Source organism: Mesorhizobium sp. WSM4813 (genome assembly GCF_055811555.1).
On the sequence record NZ_JBVVQU010000040.1, the window covers coordinates 22,478 to 35,667 of the forward strand.

Sequence of the window (13,190 nt, forward strand, 5' to 3'; positions counted from 1 at the left end):
GTGAGGGGGCATATGCAATTGCCCTCCCCACAAGGGGGAGGGTGCAAGCGCTCCAGGATCAATAGATCTTGGAGAACTCTTCGATATTCGACTTGTCGAACTTGAAGGGCGGAGCCATCGCAGCCGAATTGGTGTCGTCGAGCGTGACCTTGCCGACGCGGCCGATCGACAGCGTCGCACCCGGCTTGGCTTCTTCCTTCTTCACCGCCAGGTCATAGGCGAGGTAGACGGCCGAGTAGCCGAGGTCGATCGGGTTCCACAGCGCGACCGCTTGGCTGGCGCCATTGTCGATGAACTTCTTGAACTCCGACGGCAGCGCCAGGCCGGTGACGTTGACCTTGCCGATCAGGCCCTGGTCGGTCACCACCTGGGCGGCGGCCACGACGCCGACCGTGGTCGGTGCGATGATCGCCTTGAGGTTCGGATAGGACTTCAGCAGACCCTTGGCCTCGTCGGTGCTCTTGGCCGAGTCGTCGTCGCCATAGACGGTGGCGACGAGGTTGATCTTCGGGAATTTCTCCGGCAGCACCTTCTTGGCCGCGTCGATCCAGGCGTTCTGGTTGGTCGCGGTCGACGAAGCCGACAGGATGGCGACATCGCCGCCTTCCGGCAGGTAGTCGGCGGCAAGCTTGATGATGGTCTCGCCGATCAGGTTGGTGTCCGAGGGGTTGAGGTGGAGCTGGCGGCCTTCCGGAGCGACGCCCGAATCCCACGAGATGACGGTGATGCCACGATCCATCGCCTTCTTCAGCGCCGGAACCAGCGCATCGGCGTCATTGGCCGAAATGGCGATGGCGTCGACCTTCTGGGCGATGAGCGAATTGATCACTTCGATCTGGGCTTCGGCGGTCGCCTTGGTCGGGCCGGTGTAGATGATGTCGACGCCGCCGAGTTCCTTGGCCGCCTCTTCGGCGCCCTTGTTGGCGGCATCGAAGAAGCCGTTGCCGAGCGACTTGACCACCAGCGCGATCTTGACGTTCTCGGCATAGGCGGCATTCACGAACATGGCGGCGGAGAACGCCGCCGTAACCATCAATTTCTTCAGAAAGCTCATCGAATATCCTCCCTTGAGCGTTGCATTCCATCGCCGCTGCGGGCGTCTCAGGCCTGCAGCGAAGATTCTTCCTTATTGCCAAGCGTTGTGCGGGCGACGATCAGCGTCACACCGGCGGCCTCCAACATCTTGGCCTCGCGGTCCTCGATGCCGTCGTCGGTGATGACGGTGGCGATGCGCGACAGGCCGCACAGGATCAGGCTCGAGCGTTTGCGGAATTTCGACGAGTCGACCAGCACCACCAGTTCGTCGGCTTGATCGATCAGTTTCTGCTCGGCCTGGATCAGCAGCGGATCGCCTTCCATCAAGCCGAGTGGCCCGAGCCCTTGCGCGCCCATGAACATGCGACGCGCATAGAAATTGCGCGTCACGTCATTCTCGAAGGGCGACAGGATGATGTTCTGCTCGCGGTAGATGGTGCCGCCCGACAGCATCACCGTGTTCTTGGAGTGCTTGAGCAGGTGCTCGGCGATCGGAAAGGAATTGGTGAAGATCGGCATCCGGCGGCCGGTCAGAAAATGCACCATCTGGAAGGTGGTGGTGCCGCCATTGATGATGATCGGCTCGCCGTCCTTGCAGAGTTCCACGGCCTCCCGCGCGATCGCCCGCTTCTGCGAAGCGTTCATCGTCTCGTTGACAGAAAAGGGCCGGCCGGCCAGGCCGATGAACTGCGGTGGCGTGATCGCTTCGGCGCCGCCACGCACGCGGCGCAGGCGCTTTTGCACATGCAGCGCCGCAATGTCACGCCGGATCGTCGCCTCGGACGAGTCCGTCAGGTCGACCATCTCCTGCACCGTCACCACAGGCTTTTCCTGGACGGCGGACAAGATGATCCTGTGGCGCTCTTTCTCGTGCATGGTTCCTCCCTGCCGCAGCATCTAGGCACCCAAAACGCGCAGTGTCAATCATTTCCGATCATATATTTCCATTGTGCAGCGCAATATGATCAATCTTGATCGTTTATGATTGACAATGTCGCCGCTTCCGTTGACATTCGACCAAAGCTGACCCGCTATGCGGTGGCATCTGGCCCGCGAAGCGGTGGCATTGACCGCACCGTTTGCGCGTCTCACGTCACGGGAGGATTTACCTATGCTCGACAAGCGCTCCAGCACGCGCCTTGCCAATCTTTGGGATGAGGCGAAAGCCCAAGCAATGAGCGAGCCGGAACGTCTCGTCTATCGCTCGAATGTTCTCGGCTCCGACAAGCGCGTCACCAACTATGGCGGCGGCAACACCTCTTCCAAGATCTGGCAAAAGGATCCGCTCACCGGCGAGAGCGTGGAAGTGCTGTGGGTCAAGGGCTCGGGCGGCGACAGCGCCTCGATTAGAACAGACGGCTTCGCCACGCTCTACATGGACAAGCTGCGCGCGCTGAAGGGCCTCTATCGCGGCCTCGAGCATGAAGACGAGATGGTCGGCTATCTGCCTCACTGCACCTTCAACCTCAATCCGCGCGCGGCCTCGATCGACACGCCGCTGCACGCTTTCGTGCCGAAGCCCCATGTCGACCACATGCATCCCGATGCGATCATTGCGATTGCCGCCGCCAAGGATTCGAAGGCGCTGACCAAGGAGATCTTCGGCGAGACGATCGGCTGGCTGCCATGGAAGCGTCCGGGCTTCGAGCTCGGCCTGTGGCTGGAAAAATTCTGCGTCGAGAACCCTGAAGCCAAGGGCGTCGTGCTGGCAAGCCATGGCCTGTTCACCTGGGGCGACACGCCTCAGGAATGCTACGAGACGACGATCTCGGTGATCAATCAGGCGATCGAATGGTTCGAGCGCCAGTCTGAAGGCAAGCCGATCTTCGGTGGCGAAGTCGTCAAATCGCTCGACGCGCCGGCGCGTCGCGCCGTGGCGGCGAAGCTGATGCCGAGGATCCGCGGCCTGATTTCGGAGAAAAGCCACAAGGTTGGCCATTTCGACGATTCGCCCGCCGTGCTCGAATTCGTCAATTCGAAGGATTTGCGCCCGCTGGCGGCACTCGGCACATCCTGCCCGGACCATTTCCTGCGCACCAAGATCCGGCCGCTGGTCATCGAGTTCGATCCCAAGGCCCCCGACGTCGATGCCGTCATCGCCCGGCTCGCCAACGACGTAGCGGAGTATCGCGTTGGCTATCAGGCCTATTATGACAGGTGCAAGCATGCGGATTCGCCACCGGTGCGTGATCCGAACGCCGTGGTCTATCTGATGCCCGGCGTCGGCATGTTCACCTTCGCCGGCGACAAGGCGACGGCGCGCATCTCGGGCGAATTCTACGTCAACGCCATCAATGTCATGCGAGGCGCCTCGACGGTGTCGACCTATGTCGGCCTGCCCGAGCAGGAAGCTTTCGACATCGAGTACTGGCTGCTCGAGGAGGCAAAGCTGCAGCGCCTGCCGAAGCCGAAGGCTCTTGCCGGTCAGATCGCGCTGGTCACCGGCGGCGCCGGCGGCATCGGCCGGGCGACAGCCAACCGGCTGCTGCGCGAAGGCGCCTGCGTCGTGCTGGCCGACATCGACGAGGCCGCTCTTGCCAGCGCCAATGACGAGCTGGCCAAAGCCTATGGCAAGGATTTCGTGCGGCCGCTGGTCATCAATGTCACCGCTGAGGACCAGGTGATCTCCGGCTTCGCTGAGACCGCTGTCGAGTTCGGCGGCATGGATATTCTGGTGTCCAATGCCGGCCTAGCAACCTCGGCGCCGATCGAGGAGACGACGCTGGCGCTGTGGAACAAGAACATGGACATCTTGTCGACCGGCTACTTCCTCGTTTCGCGCGAAGCATTCCGGCTGTTCCGCGCGCAAAGGATTGGCGGCAACGTCGTCTTCGTCGCCTCCAAGAACGGGCTTGCCGCGTCGCCCAACGCCGCCGCCTATTGCACGGCCAAGGCCGCCGAAATCCACCTGGCGCGCTGCCTGGCGCTGGAAGGCGCGGAAGCGCAGATCAGAGTCAATGTCGTCAATCCCGACGCCGTCCTGCGCGGCTCGAAGATCTGGACCGGCGAGTGGAAGGAACAGCGCGCCGCCGCCTACAAGATGTCGACCGATGATCTCGAGGAGCATTACCGCTCGCGCTCGATGCTGAAGCGTTCGGTGTTCCCCGAAGACATCGCCGAGGCGATCTATTTCTTCGCCTCCGACATGTCGGCCAAGTCGACCGGCAACATCGTCAATGTCGACGCGGGCAACGCCCAGTCGTTCACGCGCTGAGCGGGGACGGGCGATGGAACAGATCATCTCCGCCGACATCGTCGACAAGGACAATGCCACGCGCGAGGCCGACCTTAAGCGCGACTACGACTCGCTCGGCGAGCGCCTCGACCGTCGCGGCATCGCCATCGACGCTATTAGCGACAAAGTCGAAAAATTTGCCGTCGCGATCCCGTCCTGGGGCGTCGGCACCGGCGGCACCCGCTTTGCCCGCTTTCCCGGCGCCGGCGAGCCACGCGACATTTTCGATAAGATTGAGGACTGCGCCGTCATCCGGCAGTTGACGCAGGCGACGCCGACCGTCTCGCTGCACATTCCGTGGGACAAGGCGGATCCGAACCGGCTGAAGCAGGCGGCCTCCCGCTTCGGCCTCGGCTTCGACGCCATGAATTCGAACACGTTCTCCGACGCCAGGGACCAAAAACTTTCCTACAAGTTCGGCTCGCTGTCGCATGCCGATGCCGCAACGCGCCGGCAGGCGGTCGAGCACAATCTCGAATGCATCGAGATCGGCAAGACGCTGGGCTCCAAGGCACTGACCGTATGGATCGGCGACGGCTCGAATTTCCCCGGCCAGGTCAATTTCGCCAAGGCGTTCGAGCGTTATCTCGACGCGATGAAGGAGATCTACGCCGGACTGCCGGGCGACTGGAAGCTGTTCACCGAGCATAAGATGTACGAGCCGGCTTTCTATTCCACGGTCGTGCAGGATTGGGGCACCAACTACATCATCGCCAGAGAGCTCGGCGACAAGGCGTTCTGCCTGGTCGACCTCGGCCATCATGCGCCCAACGTCAACATCGAGATGATCGTGTCGCGGCTGATCCAGTTCAAGAAACTCGGCGGCTTCCATTTCAACGATTCGAAATATGGCGACGACGATCTCGACGCCGGCTCCATCGATCCCTACCGGCTCTTCCTCGTCTTCAACGAACTGGTCGATGCCGAGCTTGCCGGTGCCGAAGGTTTTGATCCGGCCCACATGCTCGACCAGAGCCACAACGTCAGCGACCCGATCGAAAGCCTGATGCTGTCGGCGGTCGAGGTGCAGCGCGCCTATGCGCAGGCGCTGCTGGTCGACCGCACGGCGCTGGAAGCCTATCAGGACGCCAATGACGCGCTGATGGCGACGCAGACGCTGAAAGCCGCCTATCGCACCGATGTCGAGCCGATCCTCGCGATGGCGCGCCTGAACACGGGCGGCGCCATCGATCCGGTCGCCGCCTACCGCGCCGCCGGCTATCGGGCCAAGGTCGCGGCGGAACGGCCGGCGGTTGCCGGCGGCAGCGGCGGGATTGTTTGATGTCGGCCTGAAACGAAAAAACCCGCCTGAGGCGGGTCGCGGCGCAAATCAGCATTATGTTTGAATCACTAGGATAATCGCGGAACAAAGCAAGAACGAAACGACTGAAGCGTGAAGCATAGGGCTTGCCGTCAACGCGGAGACCCTAAGGATCCATGCCGTTACATCAGCCGAAGATCGCAACGGCGGCTTGCGAAGCGGCCGGTGAGGGCTGCACCAATCCCTTTCTGTTCTATTGCCATGGACTCAACCTCACCAACCGGCTTTTCTAGGCGGATCCCACGCCTCGGAGAACGGCCATGCACCGCCGCACCCTAATCGCAGTCAGTCTTTCCCTCACCTTGACCTTTGCGCCGCTGTTGGCCGGATTCGCCGCCTCGCCGCAGCCGGCGAAGGGCGAGCATGGCATGGTGGTGACCGCCCAGAATCTCGCGTCTGAAGTCGGCGTCGAGGTGCTGAAGAAGGGCGGCAACGCGGTCGATGCGGCGGTCGCCGTCGGCTACGCACTGGCTGTAGTCTATCCGAACGCCGGCAACATCGGCGGTGGCGGCTTCATGACCATCCGCTTCAAGGACGGCCGCTCGACGTTCCTCGATTTCCGCGAGCGGGCGCCGCTCGCCTCGACGAAAACCATGTATCTCGACAAGGACGGCAAGCCGGTGAAAGGCGCCAGCCTGAACGGCTATCTCGCGGTCGGCGTGCCGGGCTCGGTGGCCGGTTTCGAGACCGCACGGGAAAAGTACGGCACGCTGACGCGGCAGGACTTGATGGCGCCGGCCATCCGCTATGCCAGGGACGGCTTCGTGCTGGAGCAGGGCGACGTCGCCTCGCTCGAACGCGGCGCCGAGCGGCTGGCCAAGGACCCGGCCGCGGCCGCCATCTTCCTGAAGCCGGACGGCAAGCCTTATGCCATTGGCGAGCGGCTTGTTCAGGCCGATCTCGCCGCCTCGCTCTCAGCGATTTCGGAGCGAGGTCGCGATGCCTTCTACAAAGGACCGATCGCCGACGGCATCGTTAGGGCGAGCGGGGAGAAGGGCGGCATTCTGGCCAAGGCGGATTTCGAGAGCTATGCGGTTCGCGAACTCGAGCCGGTGACATGCAACTACCGCGGCTATGAGATCACCTCGTCGCCGCCGCCGAGCTCGGGCGGCGTCATCATTTGCGAGATCCTCAACGTGCTGGAATTCTACCCGCTGTCCTATCTCGGCGCGGGTTCTGCCGAAACCGTCAAAGTCATGGTCGAGGCGATGCGCCATGCCTATGTCGACCGCAATTCGGCGCTCGGCGATCCCGACTTCGTCGACAATCCGGTCGAAAAGCTGCTCGACAAGAATTATGCGAAAGAAATCCGCGAAAAGATCGATCCGTTCCGGGCCGGCGTGTCGCAGGAATTGATGCCGAAGGGTTTTGGCGAGAGCCAGGAGACGACGCATTATTCGATCGTCGACAATGACGGCAACGCCGTCGCGGTGACCTACACGCTGAACGGCTCGTTCGGCGCCGGCGTCGTCCCCGACGGCACCGGCATCCTGCTCAACAACGAAATGGACGATTTCACCCAGAAACCGGGCGTGCCCAATCTCTACGGCCTAGTCCAGGGCGAGGCGAATGCGATCGAGCCGAGAAAGACGCCGCTGTCGTCGATGAGCCCGACCATCGTCGCCAAAGACGGCAAGCCGTTCATGGTCATCGGCAGCCCCGGCGGCTCGCGCATCATCACCATCACGCTTGAAGCGATCATCAACGTCGTCGATCACGGCATGAACATCCAGGAGGCGATCGACGCGCCGCGCATTCATCACCAATGGCTGCCCGACACGGTGTATATCGAACCGTTCGGCCTGTCGCCCGATACCGAAAAACTGCTTGCCGGCATGGGCTACCACCTCGATGTCACCGATGCGACCTGGGGCCAGGCGGCCGGCATCCTGGTCGGCGGCAAGAGCCTGGCCGAGATCGAGAAGGGCGGCGGCGCCCGCTACAACGGCGCCATCGACAGCCGCGCCGCATCTGGCGAGGCGATCGGATATTGATTTTGTTCGGTCAGATGACCAGCGTTATGGTGGACGCAATCAGCATCACCGCCGCGATGCCGACGAACAAGGCATAGATTCGCGGCCGATCGAGCAGAAGCGCATTTCCGGATATCCACGCCGCGGTGGCGCCGCCAAGCGCGTACAGGAAGCCGTTACGGTGCCCCAAGGCCAGGGTTGCGGCCATCAAGCCGCCAATGATGAGAGCGCCGAAAACGATGATCACGGCGACCGCGTATTTCTCGAAATCGTTGCTGGCCACCCCTGGACCCATCACGTTCAACGTCGTCAGGTCGTCCGGGTCGAAGGGGTTGGCCGACCCATATTCGTCTTGACCGACAGGCTCGCGCATCATTCATTCTCCTTGAAGGGGCAACAAATCATCAAGCCTCGCCGAGCGCAACTGGATCGCGACGCGTTCAATGCGATCGGCACGATCTTCAACACTTTCTGGAAGCGGCTTGCTAGCGGTTTTTTGGATTTATGTCGGATCGCCCTGCCGTTCCAGGCGATCTGCCGGATTGGAATCGCCAGCCGGGCGTTTCGAGTTGAAAGTCCGCCGCTCTGGAGGGGTCGAACCGCTGCCCCGGACTATCGGGCCTGACGACGATCGCGCGCTTCGCCCTCGCAACGAGGTGCATGACTGTGTCGGTGGGGAAGGTTGGCCGGCGCCACTTTGGGGGGGCGTTGGGGTAGATTGCCTGATGGGCGCCGGCCAGGCGGAAATCAGGTCCGCCGCAAGGAACTATAGCAGGAATGGCGAGCTATGGCAGTGGTGTGATCGCGGAAGATGGTCCGCGCTTCCCGGGGGCGGCGGCCCATTATGGGTCGGCCGTCTGGCACCTGAATTGCACCGTAAGCAATGCCCGGCAACAGCCCGGTTGTCCCCAAATATGGGCCTCGCCGTTTCGCAAATGGAGCGGCGGGCCTTTTGGCTGGCGCATCGGAGCGGCGATATAATTGGATTCAACCATCGGCACGCCGATGTCAGCGCGGCGCCATCGGAACTCGATGGCAGCGTTTTGCAGCACGCCTGATTTCTTATGCGGCGGGGGCCGGCGGCAGTTCGAACAGGTTGGCGCCATTCTCCTGACCTCGCTCGACATAGCCGATTATCCGAAACCATTTTGCGACGTCCGGTCTCTGAAGCCAGCTGCGCGAGTGAATGGGGAGGTTGCCGGCGAGCGCCTGGATATGGCGGATGTGCCGCTTGCAGAAGCGAACGGTCGCGGCGCTGAAGAAATCCTCCTGTGCCGCGAATAGCGTATCAGCAGCGTCGCTATTCTCGTGCCACGCGATGATCGCCACGGTCTTTTCGCCCTGCACAAGCGCGTGAGCACGGCCTTCCTTCAAGTTCATCATCAGATTGTCGTAGGCGATCTTGCTGTCCTTGCCGGCCGCGGCGTATTCGTCCGATATCCGCTTGGACAGATCACGGAAAAGAGCTTCCAGATCTCCAACCGTTGCTGCGCGTGCTCTCATTTCGCCTCCTAGAGCCCCGGCAGGCAGTTTGCCCTAAGGATAGGGGATCACCAAGCAAATCAAATCCGTCATCCGCCTAATGCGAGCAAAGATGTTTCGCCGGGCCAAGCCGCAATGATGCGCTCAGGTCACCTGATGTTGCCGATAGGCGCGGAAATGCGTCTGGGGTCGCGCAGGCAATCGCCATCAGCCCGGTCTAGTGGCGGTGATACGACATCCGGCTTCAGTCTTTAATCGAGGGCGCTGGGTTCACCTTATCTCATCGCCACAAATCGCCAGGACGGTACTGCCGCGTGGCGTCTTCGTCGGGAACGCGCGCCGCAATGGTCTGTGCGCGGCTAATGATCCATATAGCAGCAGGACGGCGTCTTCGCTCGGCAGCAAGCCGGCGGGGCATGTCTGTTCAATAGCCATGCCATTTTGAGGGCGGCCCAGGCGTGTGTCCCAGCGTCAAACCGTGAAGGCGAGGCCCTGATCCATCAAAGTTTAACGACTGGGAAAGTGCACTGGAAAGCACGTGCGGTAACAGTTGATTCAACCGTTGCTGGTATTCTAGAGGAGTGTGGAAGCGGCTCCGGCAGTGACGCGGGGTGCTGAATTGCCGGAGCCGCCTGCGCAGCCCTTGGGGTTGACCGCGCTGTCCCAGAATAGGACAGCGTGGTCAACGTTTCGTTAAAATCGGAACTAATTCAGCGCGTGCTAATGCCGACGGCCGCCAGGCCAGCCACTTGGCCGGAGAGCTAGTTATGCCTGTCAGTCTCGCGATAGAGGGCGCGGCAGCACTACGGCAGTAGGCTGCTTACCGCTTGCAGGATCAGTAGCAACAGTAAAAATCCAAGGACCGACCCAAAAACCCCCGCTACCAGTACGGTGCGAGGTCTGCCACGCAAGGCTTCCTCCCCAGAAAGCGCTTCTCCCTCGGAGAGTAGATATCGCTGCCGGTGAGAAAGCCAGCTAATTGTCGTGGGGGTGTTGCTTCGTGGACCACCAGATCAGGTAAATCGACCCTAGCTTTATGACGGGCACGCGCCTGTCGCGCTCACGCGTACGCAACTCGCGATAGGTCTTCACCTTCAGCGTGCCGCCAGGCAGCCTGATACGCAATGCCATTTGATTTTCCGCGATTCCGCCGCACCAAGAAGCTAACAGTGCTTGCGCCCGTGGATATGGCGTGATCGCGGAAGGTTTCCATCGGTACACGAAGCGGCGCTCAATCTGTTGAACGGCAGGCCCGCCGATTGGGGAAGACCACACGCGGCGCCGATGTCGATGGGCTGAGGGAGGGACTTATTGCTCGGCCGGGAGCGGTTCGTGCACAGGGGCGGTCTACGGCTAGGGGGCTAGTTCGGTGCTTTTTTAGTCACGCGCGTAGGAACAAGCGCCAGACAACGAAGTTAGAAGCGTAAGGAGTTTCTCCTATGGCTGACGAACAGGATAGGGCGCCGAACAACGTTGATTTCGTCGTTCGACGCTTGGTCAAAGAAACGGGCATTACCGAACAACAGGCCCGAGAGCTTATCGTCTTCCTCGGGCTCCACTGGGCATCGCTGCTCCGGGAAGCAAAGGCCCTAGCTGCCAAGCGGTAGGCGGGTTCGTCACATATAATCGCCGCCCTAGTGAACGACGACGTCTCGCCCGCCGGGCAAATAATCATTCCGCTGTGGTTAACCCAACTTCCGAATAGACTCTTCTGCCCGATCTCGTACAATGAACCGTCGCCTGCTTTTCGAACGGCACAGGGGCGATTGAAAGTGTCGATCGCTTTCGCCCTAACGCAAAAGGGAGTTGGCTCGATGCCCTTCACAGGAATAGCTGACCCGGAGCAGCTCAGCATTCTTCGCCAGGCTTTGGACGAGTATTGCCTCACCTGTGGGATTTCGGACGAGCAAGGCCGTGACGACGCCGCGTGGCTAGTCATGTTGCTATTTAGAAATGGCGCGAACAGCCTGGATAAACTCAGGGCAGGGCTGGAGCCCGAAGAGCGTCGCCAAGCCTAGCCTAGTCGCGAGCGCCCGCCGTCGCTTAGTTATCCCGTGGCCAGCTTCGCCCCCGCTTAATCCACCATATCGCGCAGCGGCTTCTGTCGCTTTGGCGGCCGGTATTTCTCAATCAGTCTGACCTTATCGATGTCGACCGTCACCAGCGGTCCCATGGCGATTGTCACCCTGCCGCCTTCCTCCTCTATGCGCGTGACCTCGCCGGTAAGCTCGATCTGCTGCCCCTTCTTCACCTTCGTATGGTCAATGATCGAATGCGGGAAGTCGTAGGGGTCGAGATTAAGACGCTGACGCGGTCCTCAGTGACCCGTCTGCGGACGGTGGCCGTGATTGCCACCAGATCACCAATCCCAATTCCTCGCGCCATCCCATGAGTCTGGGGCGGGCGGCATTTTAATCAAGATCTTGCTAATATGGGTGACCGCTTCATCCAATCGATGGACGAAGCCCATCAAGGGCCGGTGCTATTTTGGATGTATGTCGCGACCTTACTTATCCCCGAGCCACCTTGCTATCGCTATCTTTGCGATCAGCGTCAGCTATGCCGAAGCCGCGGACAGTAAGGTCGAAACCGCGACGCTCGATACCTACGCCAATTCGAAGAACCTGCCGGTTTGCACGGCGTCAAGCGCACTCTTCGAAGTCCTCGGTGACAGCTGTTTTCTCGTCAAAGGTTCGATGATCTATGGCGACATCGCCGAGCTGTCCCAGATAGTCACTTTTAGTCGGTAGCCGGCGAAGGTCATGGTTATTCTGCCAGATGGTCCTGATCGATCTTGGCAATGACCCCCTCAAGGGCCTGGACTGCACGCCTCGATATCTCCACATGAGCGGCCGTGGTGTCGACTTTTCCCTTGCCCGGCTCAACGCTCCAAGTGCCGGTTTTCCCTGCTTCCGCATTCGCGATAAACCGCCGCTCATCTTCAAGCTGCTGGCTTAGCTCTTCTCGGAAGGCCTTCCACTGGTGTTTCGTTGCGGGCATCGGTATCCGTCCTATCTCCTAAGCGCTGCCGTCCGTCTCGCTTTCCTCGTCGATAATGCGGACTGGCAGATAGGCGTTGGTTTCCAGCCATTCGCGGAGCACGATCTGGATGAGTTCCGACCGGCCGATTTTCATTTCCGCCGCGATGGAGTTTAGAGCGTCCTCCGTCGCGGGCTCCAGCGGCACGCCAGAGACGTTTCTAAGCATCAACGCAGCGCGACGCAGGATGATCTGTAGATCCGAGCGCGACATATCGGCGATGCGATCGGCAGCGCTTTCGAGCTCTTCTGCAACAGATAGGCGGGTCATTGAGAGCGCCGCATGGTCAGAAGCCAAGCACCGATGTTAGCGGCGTTTCGCCGCCCGACATGTACTTGAAAAGCCAGAGTGCCCAAGTGATCGGCCAAATGAACGCCAGCACGGCATCAAGCGTCAGGTTCATCAGGATCTTTACGACCATCGATGCATCGCTCTGCCATGTGTCGACGACATTCAAAATATAGGTGATTGGCCCGCCACGCATGAACACGATGCCCAGAGGCACCGACAGGATGCTTTTAAGTATTGTTTGCCTGCTTCAGTGACAGTGATAGTCGCCCGTCTTGTGGTTACTATGGAAACCGTTCGTCAGTGCCGCCGCTATGTGCAAGGGACCCAGGCGCAAAGGCCAACATAGTCAAAGCCACCAATGCGGCAATAGCGAAGACAGCGGCACGGAAAACGCCGTGGTGGCCAAGCTGGTCGGAAGCCGAACCGACATGCTGAAGATCGCCGCTGCGATTGTTCGGGGCTGCGACACAACCCGCACCGCCGCGAGCGGCACTGAAGTAGCGAACGCATTCCTTGACTTTCTCGATGCCCCGGCTGGGCGGCACTGATGCCAACCCGCTTAAAGCCCTGCCCCTTCGATGCCAGCCGCGATGTCGCTGTCGAGCATTTCAACGGCGACTATCACGTCCGCTGCAGGAAATGCGACGCACAGGGGCCGACTGCTGACACATGGGCAGAAGCAGAGAAGCGCTGGAATGACCGTGACAGTGACGGCAGCGACAAGCACTAACCCGCACACCAAGCAAGCCGCTGCCTCACACGGTGGCGGGCCTTTTTTGTTGCTGAGGAACCATACCCTGCGGCGGCCGTTGAG

The 13,190-nt window shown here is 60.9% G+C and carries 18 protein-coding genes; 9 read left to right on the top strand and 9 right to left on the bottom strand.

Going from position 1 to position 13,190, the window contains the following annotated elements; translation table 11 throughout:
- Positions 1-58 precede the first annotated feature (58 nt).
- Together rhaS and AC0L25_RS21895 are read right to left on the bottom strand one after the other, a co-directional pair.
- Positions 59-1,054 (bottom strand): rhamnose ABC transporter substrate-binding protein, encoded by a 996-nt coding sequence (gene rhaS / locus AC0L25_RS21890; RefSeq protein WP_473597423.1) that lies wholly within the window; start codon positions 1,052-1,054, stop codon positions 59-61.
- A gap of 47 nt (positions 1,055-1,101) precedes the next feature.
- A complete protein-coding gene (locus AC0L25_RS21895; RefSeq protein WP_473597424.1) occupies positions 1,102-1,911 on the bottom strand; it encodes a DeoR/GlpR family DNA-binding transcription regulator in 810 nt (269 codons plus the stop codon).
- Positions 1,912-2,146: 235 nt separating this feature from the next.
- Here AC0L25_RS21895 and AC0L25_RS21900 point away from each other — a divergent pair, with 235 nt between their 5' ends.
- The 3 genes from AC0L25_RS21900 to ggt all read left to right on the top strand — a co-directional run bounded on the left by AC0L25_RS21900 (position 2,147) and on the right by ggt (position 7,585).
- Entirely contained in the window at positions 2,147-4,249 is a 2,103-nt protein-coding gene (locus AC0L25_RS21900) for a bifunctional rhamnulose-1-phosphate aldolase/short-chain dehydrogenase (protein WP_473597425.1), read from the top strand.
- A 13-nt stretch (positions 4,250-4,262) separates the two neighbouring features.
- Complete coding sequence (gene rhaI, locus AC0L25_RS21905; protein ID WP_473597426.1) at positions 4,263-5,552, top strand: L-rhamnose catabolism isomerase; 1,290 nt, start codon at positions 4,263-4,265, stop codon at positions 5,550-5,552.
- Positions 5,553-5,851: 299 nt separating this feature from the next.
- Positions 5,852-7,585 carry a gamma-glutamyltransferase gene (gene ggt / locus AC0L25_RS21910; RefSeq protein WP_473597427.1) on the top strand — a complete coding sequence of 578 codons (1,734 nt, stop codon included), beginning with the start codon at positions 5,852-5,854 and terminating at the stop codon, positions 7,583-7,585.
- Between the two features lie 10 nt (positions 7,586-7,595).
- Here ggt and AC0L25_RS21915 read toward each other — a convergent pair whose 3' ends face one another.
- Entirely contained in the window at positions 7,596-7,940 is a 345-nt protein-coding gene (locus tag AC0L25_RS21915) for a hypothetical protein (protein WP_036267505.1), read from the bottom strand.
- Between AC0L25_RS21915 and AC0L25_RS21920 the strand changes: the two genes are divergently transcribed.
- The gene (locus tag AC0L25_RS21920; RefSeq protein WP_473597459.1) at positions 7,917-8,189 is read left to right on the top strand and encodes a hypothetical protein; all 273 of its coding nucleotides are present in this window, start codon (positions 7,917-7,919) and stop codon (positions 8,187-8,189) included. The two genes, AC0L25_RS21915 and AC0L25_RS21920, sit on opposite strands and share 24 nt — an antisense overlap.
- A gap of 437 nt (positions 8,190-8,626) precedes the next feature.
- Here AC0L25_RS21920 and AC0L25_RS21925 read toward each other — a convergent pair whose 3' ends face one another.
- Together AC0L25_RS21925 and AC0L25_RS21930 are read right to left on the bottom strand one after the other, a co-directional pair.
- Positions 8,627-9,067 (bottom strand): hypothetical protein, encoded by a 441-nt coding sequence (locus AC0L25_RS21925; protein WP_473597428.1) that lies wholly within the window; start codon positions 9,065-9,067, stop codon positions 8,627-8,629.
- A gap of 954 nt (positions 9,068-10,021) precedes the next feature.
- Entirely contained in the window at positions 10,022-10,177 is a 156-nt protein-coding gene (locus AC0L25_RS21930) for a hypothetical protein (protein WP_473597429.1), read from the bottom strand.
- Positions 10,178-10,485: 308 nt separating this feature from the next.
- On the opposite strand from AC0L25_RS21930, the gene AC0L25_RS21935 reads away from it, so the two are divergent.
- Complete coding sequence (locus AC0L25_RS21935) at positions 10,486-10,653, top strand: hypothetical protein (protein ID WP_473597430.1); 168 nt, start codon at positions 10,486-10,488, stop codon at positions 10,651-10,653.
- Between the two features lie 30 nt (positions 10,654-10,683).
- Positions 10,684-11,064, top strand: a complete 381-nt coding sequence (locus AC0L25_RS21940; protein WP_473597431.1) for a hypothetical protein — start codon at positions 10,684-10,686, stop codon at positions 11,062-11,064.
- Positions 11,065-11,120: 56 nt separating this feature from the next.
- Here AC0L25_RS21940 and AC0L25_RS21945 read toward each other — a convergent pair whose 3' ends face one another.
- Positions 11,121-11,297: a hypothetical protein gene (locus tag AC0L25_RS21945; protein WP_473597432.1), complete on the bottom strand. Its 177-nt coding sequence runs from the start codon at positions 11,295-11,297 to the stop codon at positions 11,121-11,123.
- Positions 11,298-11,541: 244 nt separating this feature from the next.
- Here AC0L25_RS21945 and AC0L25_RS21950 point away from each other — a divergent pair, with 244 nt between their 5' ends.
- A complete protein-coding gene (locus tag AC0L25_RS21950; protein WP_473597433.1) occupies positions 11,542-11,796 on the top strand; it encodes a hypothetical protein in 255 nt (84 codons plus the stop codon).
- Between the two features lie 16 nt (positions 11,797-11,812).
- On the opposite strand, the gene AC0L25_RS21955 is transcribed toward AC0L25_RS21950, so the two are convergent.
- The 3 genes from AC0L25_RS21955 to AC0L25_RS21965 are packed head-to-tail and all read right to left on the bottom strand — an operon-like array spanning position 11,813 to position 12,590.
- Positions 11,813-12,046, bottom strand: a complete 234-nt coding sequence (locus AC0L25_RS21955; protein ID WP_473597434.1) for a hypothetical protein — start codon at positions 12,044-12,046, stop codon at positions 11,813-11,815.
- Between the two features lie 18 nt (positions 12,047-12,064).
- Positions 12,065-12,355 carry a hypothetical protein gene (locus tag AC0L25_RS21960; protein ID WP_473597435.1) on the bottom strand — a complete coding sequence of 97 codons (291 nt, stop codon included), beginning with the start codon at positions 12,353-12,355 and terminating at the stop codon, positions 12,065-12,067.
- A 16-nt stretch (positions 12,356-12,371) separates the two neighbouring features.
- Positions 12,372-12,590 (bottom strand): hypothetical protein, encoded by a 219-nt coding sequence (locus AC0L25_RS21965; protein WP_473597436.1) that lies wholly within the window; start codon positions 12,588-12,590, stop codon positions 12,372-12,374.
- Positions 12,591-12,774: 184 nt separating this feature from the next.
- Here AC0L25_RS21965 and AC0L25_RS21970 point away from each other — a divergent pair, with 184 nt between their 5' ends.
- Both AC0L25_RS21970 and AC0L25_RS21975 read left to right on the top strand, forming a co-directional pair.
- Positions 12,775-12,924, top strand: coding sequence for a hypothetical protein (locus AC0L25_RS21970; RefSeq protein ID WP_473597437.1), 150 nt, complete (start codon positions 12,775-12,777; stop codon positions 12,922-12,924).
- Positions 12,924-13,106 (top strand): Lar family restriction alleviation protein, encoded by a 183-nt coding sequence (locus AC0L25_RS21975; protein ID WP_473597438.1) that lies wholly within the window; start codon positions 12,924-12,926, stop codon positions 13,104-13,106. The genes AC0L25_RS21970 and AC0L25_RS21975 overlap by 1 nt, the downstream gene beginning before the upstream one ends.
- Positions 13,107-13,190: the final 84 nt, after the last annotated feature.

Coding starts and splice junctions, on each gene's coding strand:
- rhaS (WP_473597423.1), bottom strand. CDS start 1,054: ATGAGCTTTCTGAAGAAATTGATGGTTACGGCGGCGTTCTCCGCCGCC.
- AC0L25_RS21895 (WP_473597424.1), bottom strand. CDS start 1,911: ATGCACGAGAAAGAGCGCCACAGGATCATCTTGTCCGCCGTCCAGGAA.
- AC0L25_RS21900 (WP_473597425.1), top strand. CDS start 2,147: ATGCTCGACAAGCGCTCCAGCACGCGCCTTGCCAATCTTTGGGATGAG.
- rhaI (WP_473597426.1), top strand. CDS start 4,263: ATGGAACAGATCATCTCCGCCGACATCGTCGACAAGGACAATGCCACG.
- ggt (WP_473597427.1), top strand. CDS start 5,852: ATGCACCGCCGCACCCTAATCGCAGTCAGTCTTTCCCTCACCTTGACC.
- AC0L25_RS21915 (WP_036267505.1), bottom strand. CDS start 7,940: ATGATGCGCGAGCCTGTCGGTCAAGACGAATATGGGTCGGCCAACCCC.
- AC0L25_RS21925 (WP_473597428.1), bottom strand. CDS start 9,067: ATGAGAGCACGCGCAGCAACGGTTGGAGATCTGGAAGCTCTTTTCCGT.
- AC0L25_RS21930 (WP_473597429.1), bottom strand. CDS start 10,177: ATGGCATTGCGTATCAGGCTGCCTGGCGGCACGCTGAAGGTGAAGACC.
- AC0L25_RS21935 (WP_473597430.1), top strand. CDS start 10,486: ATGGCTGACGAACAGGATAGGGCGCCGAACAACGTTGATTTCGTCGTT.
- AC0L25_RS21950 (WP_473597433.1), top strand. CDS start 11,542: ATGTCGCGACCTTACTTATCCCCGAGCCACCTTGCTATCGCTATCTTT.
- AC0L25_RS21955 (WP_473597434.1), bottom strand. CDS start 12,046: ATGCCCGCAACGAAACACCAGTGGAAGGCCTTCCGAGAAGAGCTAAGC.
- AC0L25_RS21960 (WP_473597435.1), bottom strand. CDS start 12,355: ATGACCCGCCTATCTGTTGCAGAAGAGCTCGAAAGCGCTGCCGATCGC.
- AC0L25_RS21975 (WP_473597438.1), top strand. CDS start 12,924: ATGCCAACCCGCTTAAAGCCCTGCCCCTTCGATGCCAGCCGCGATGTC.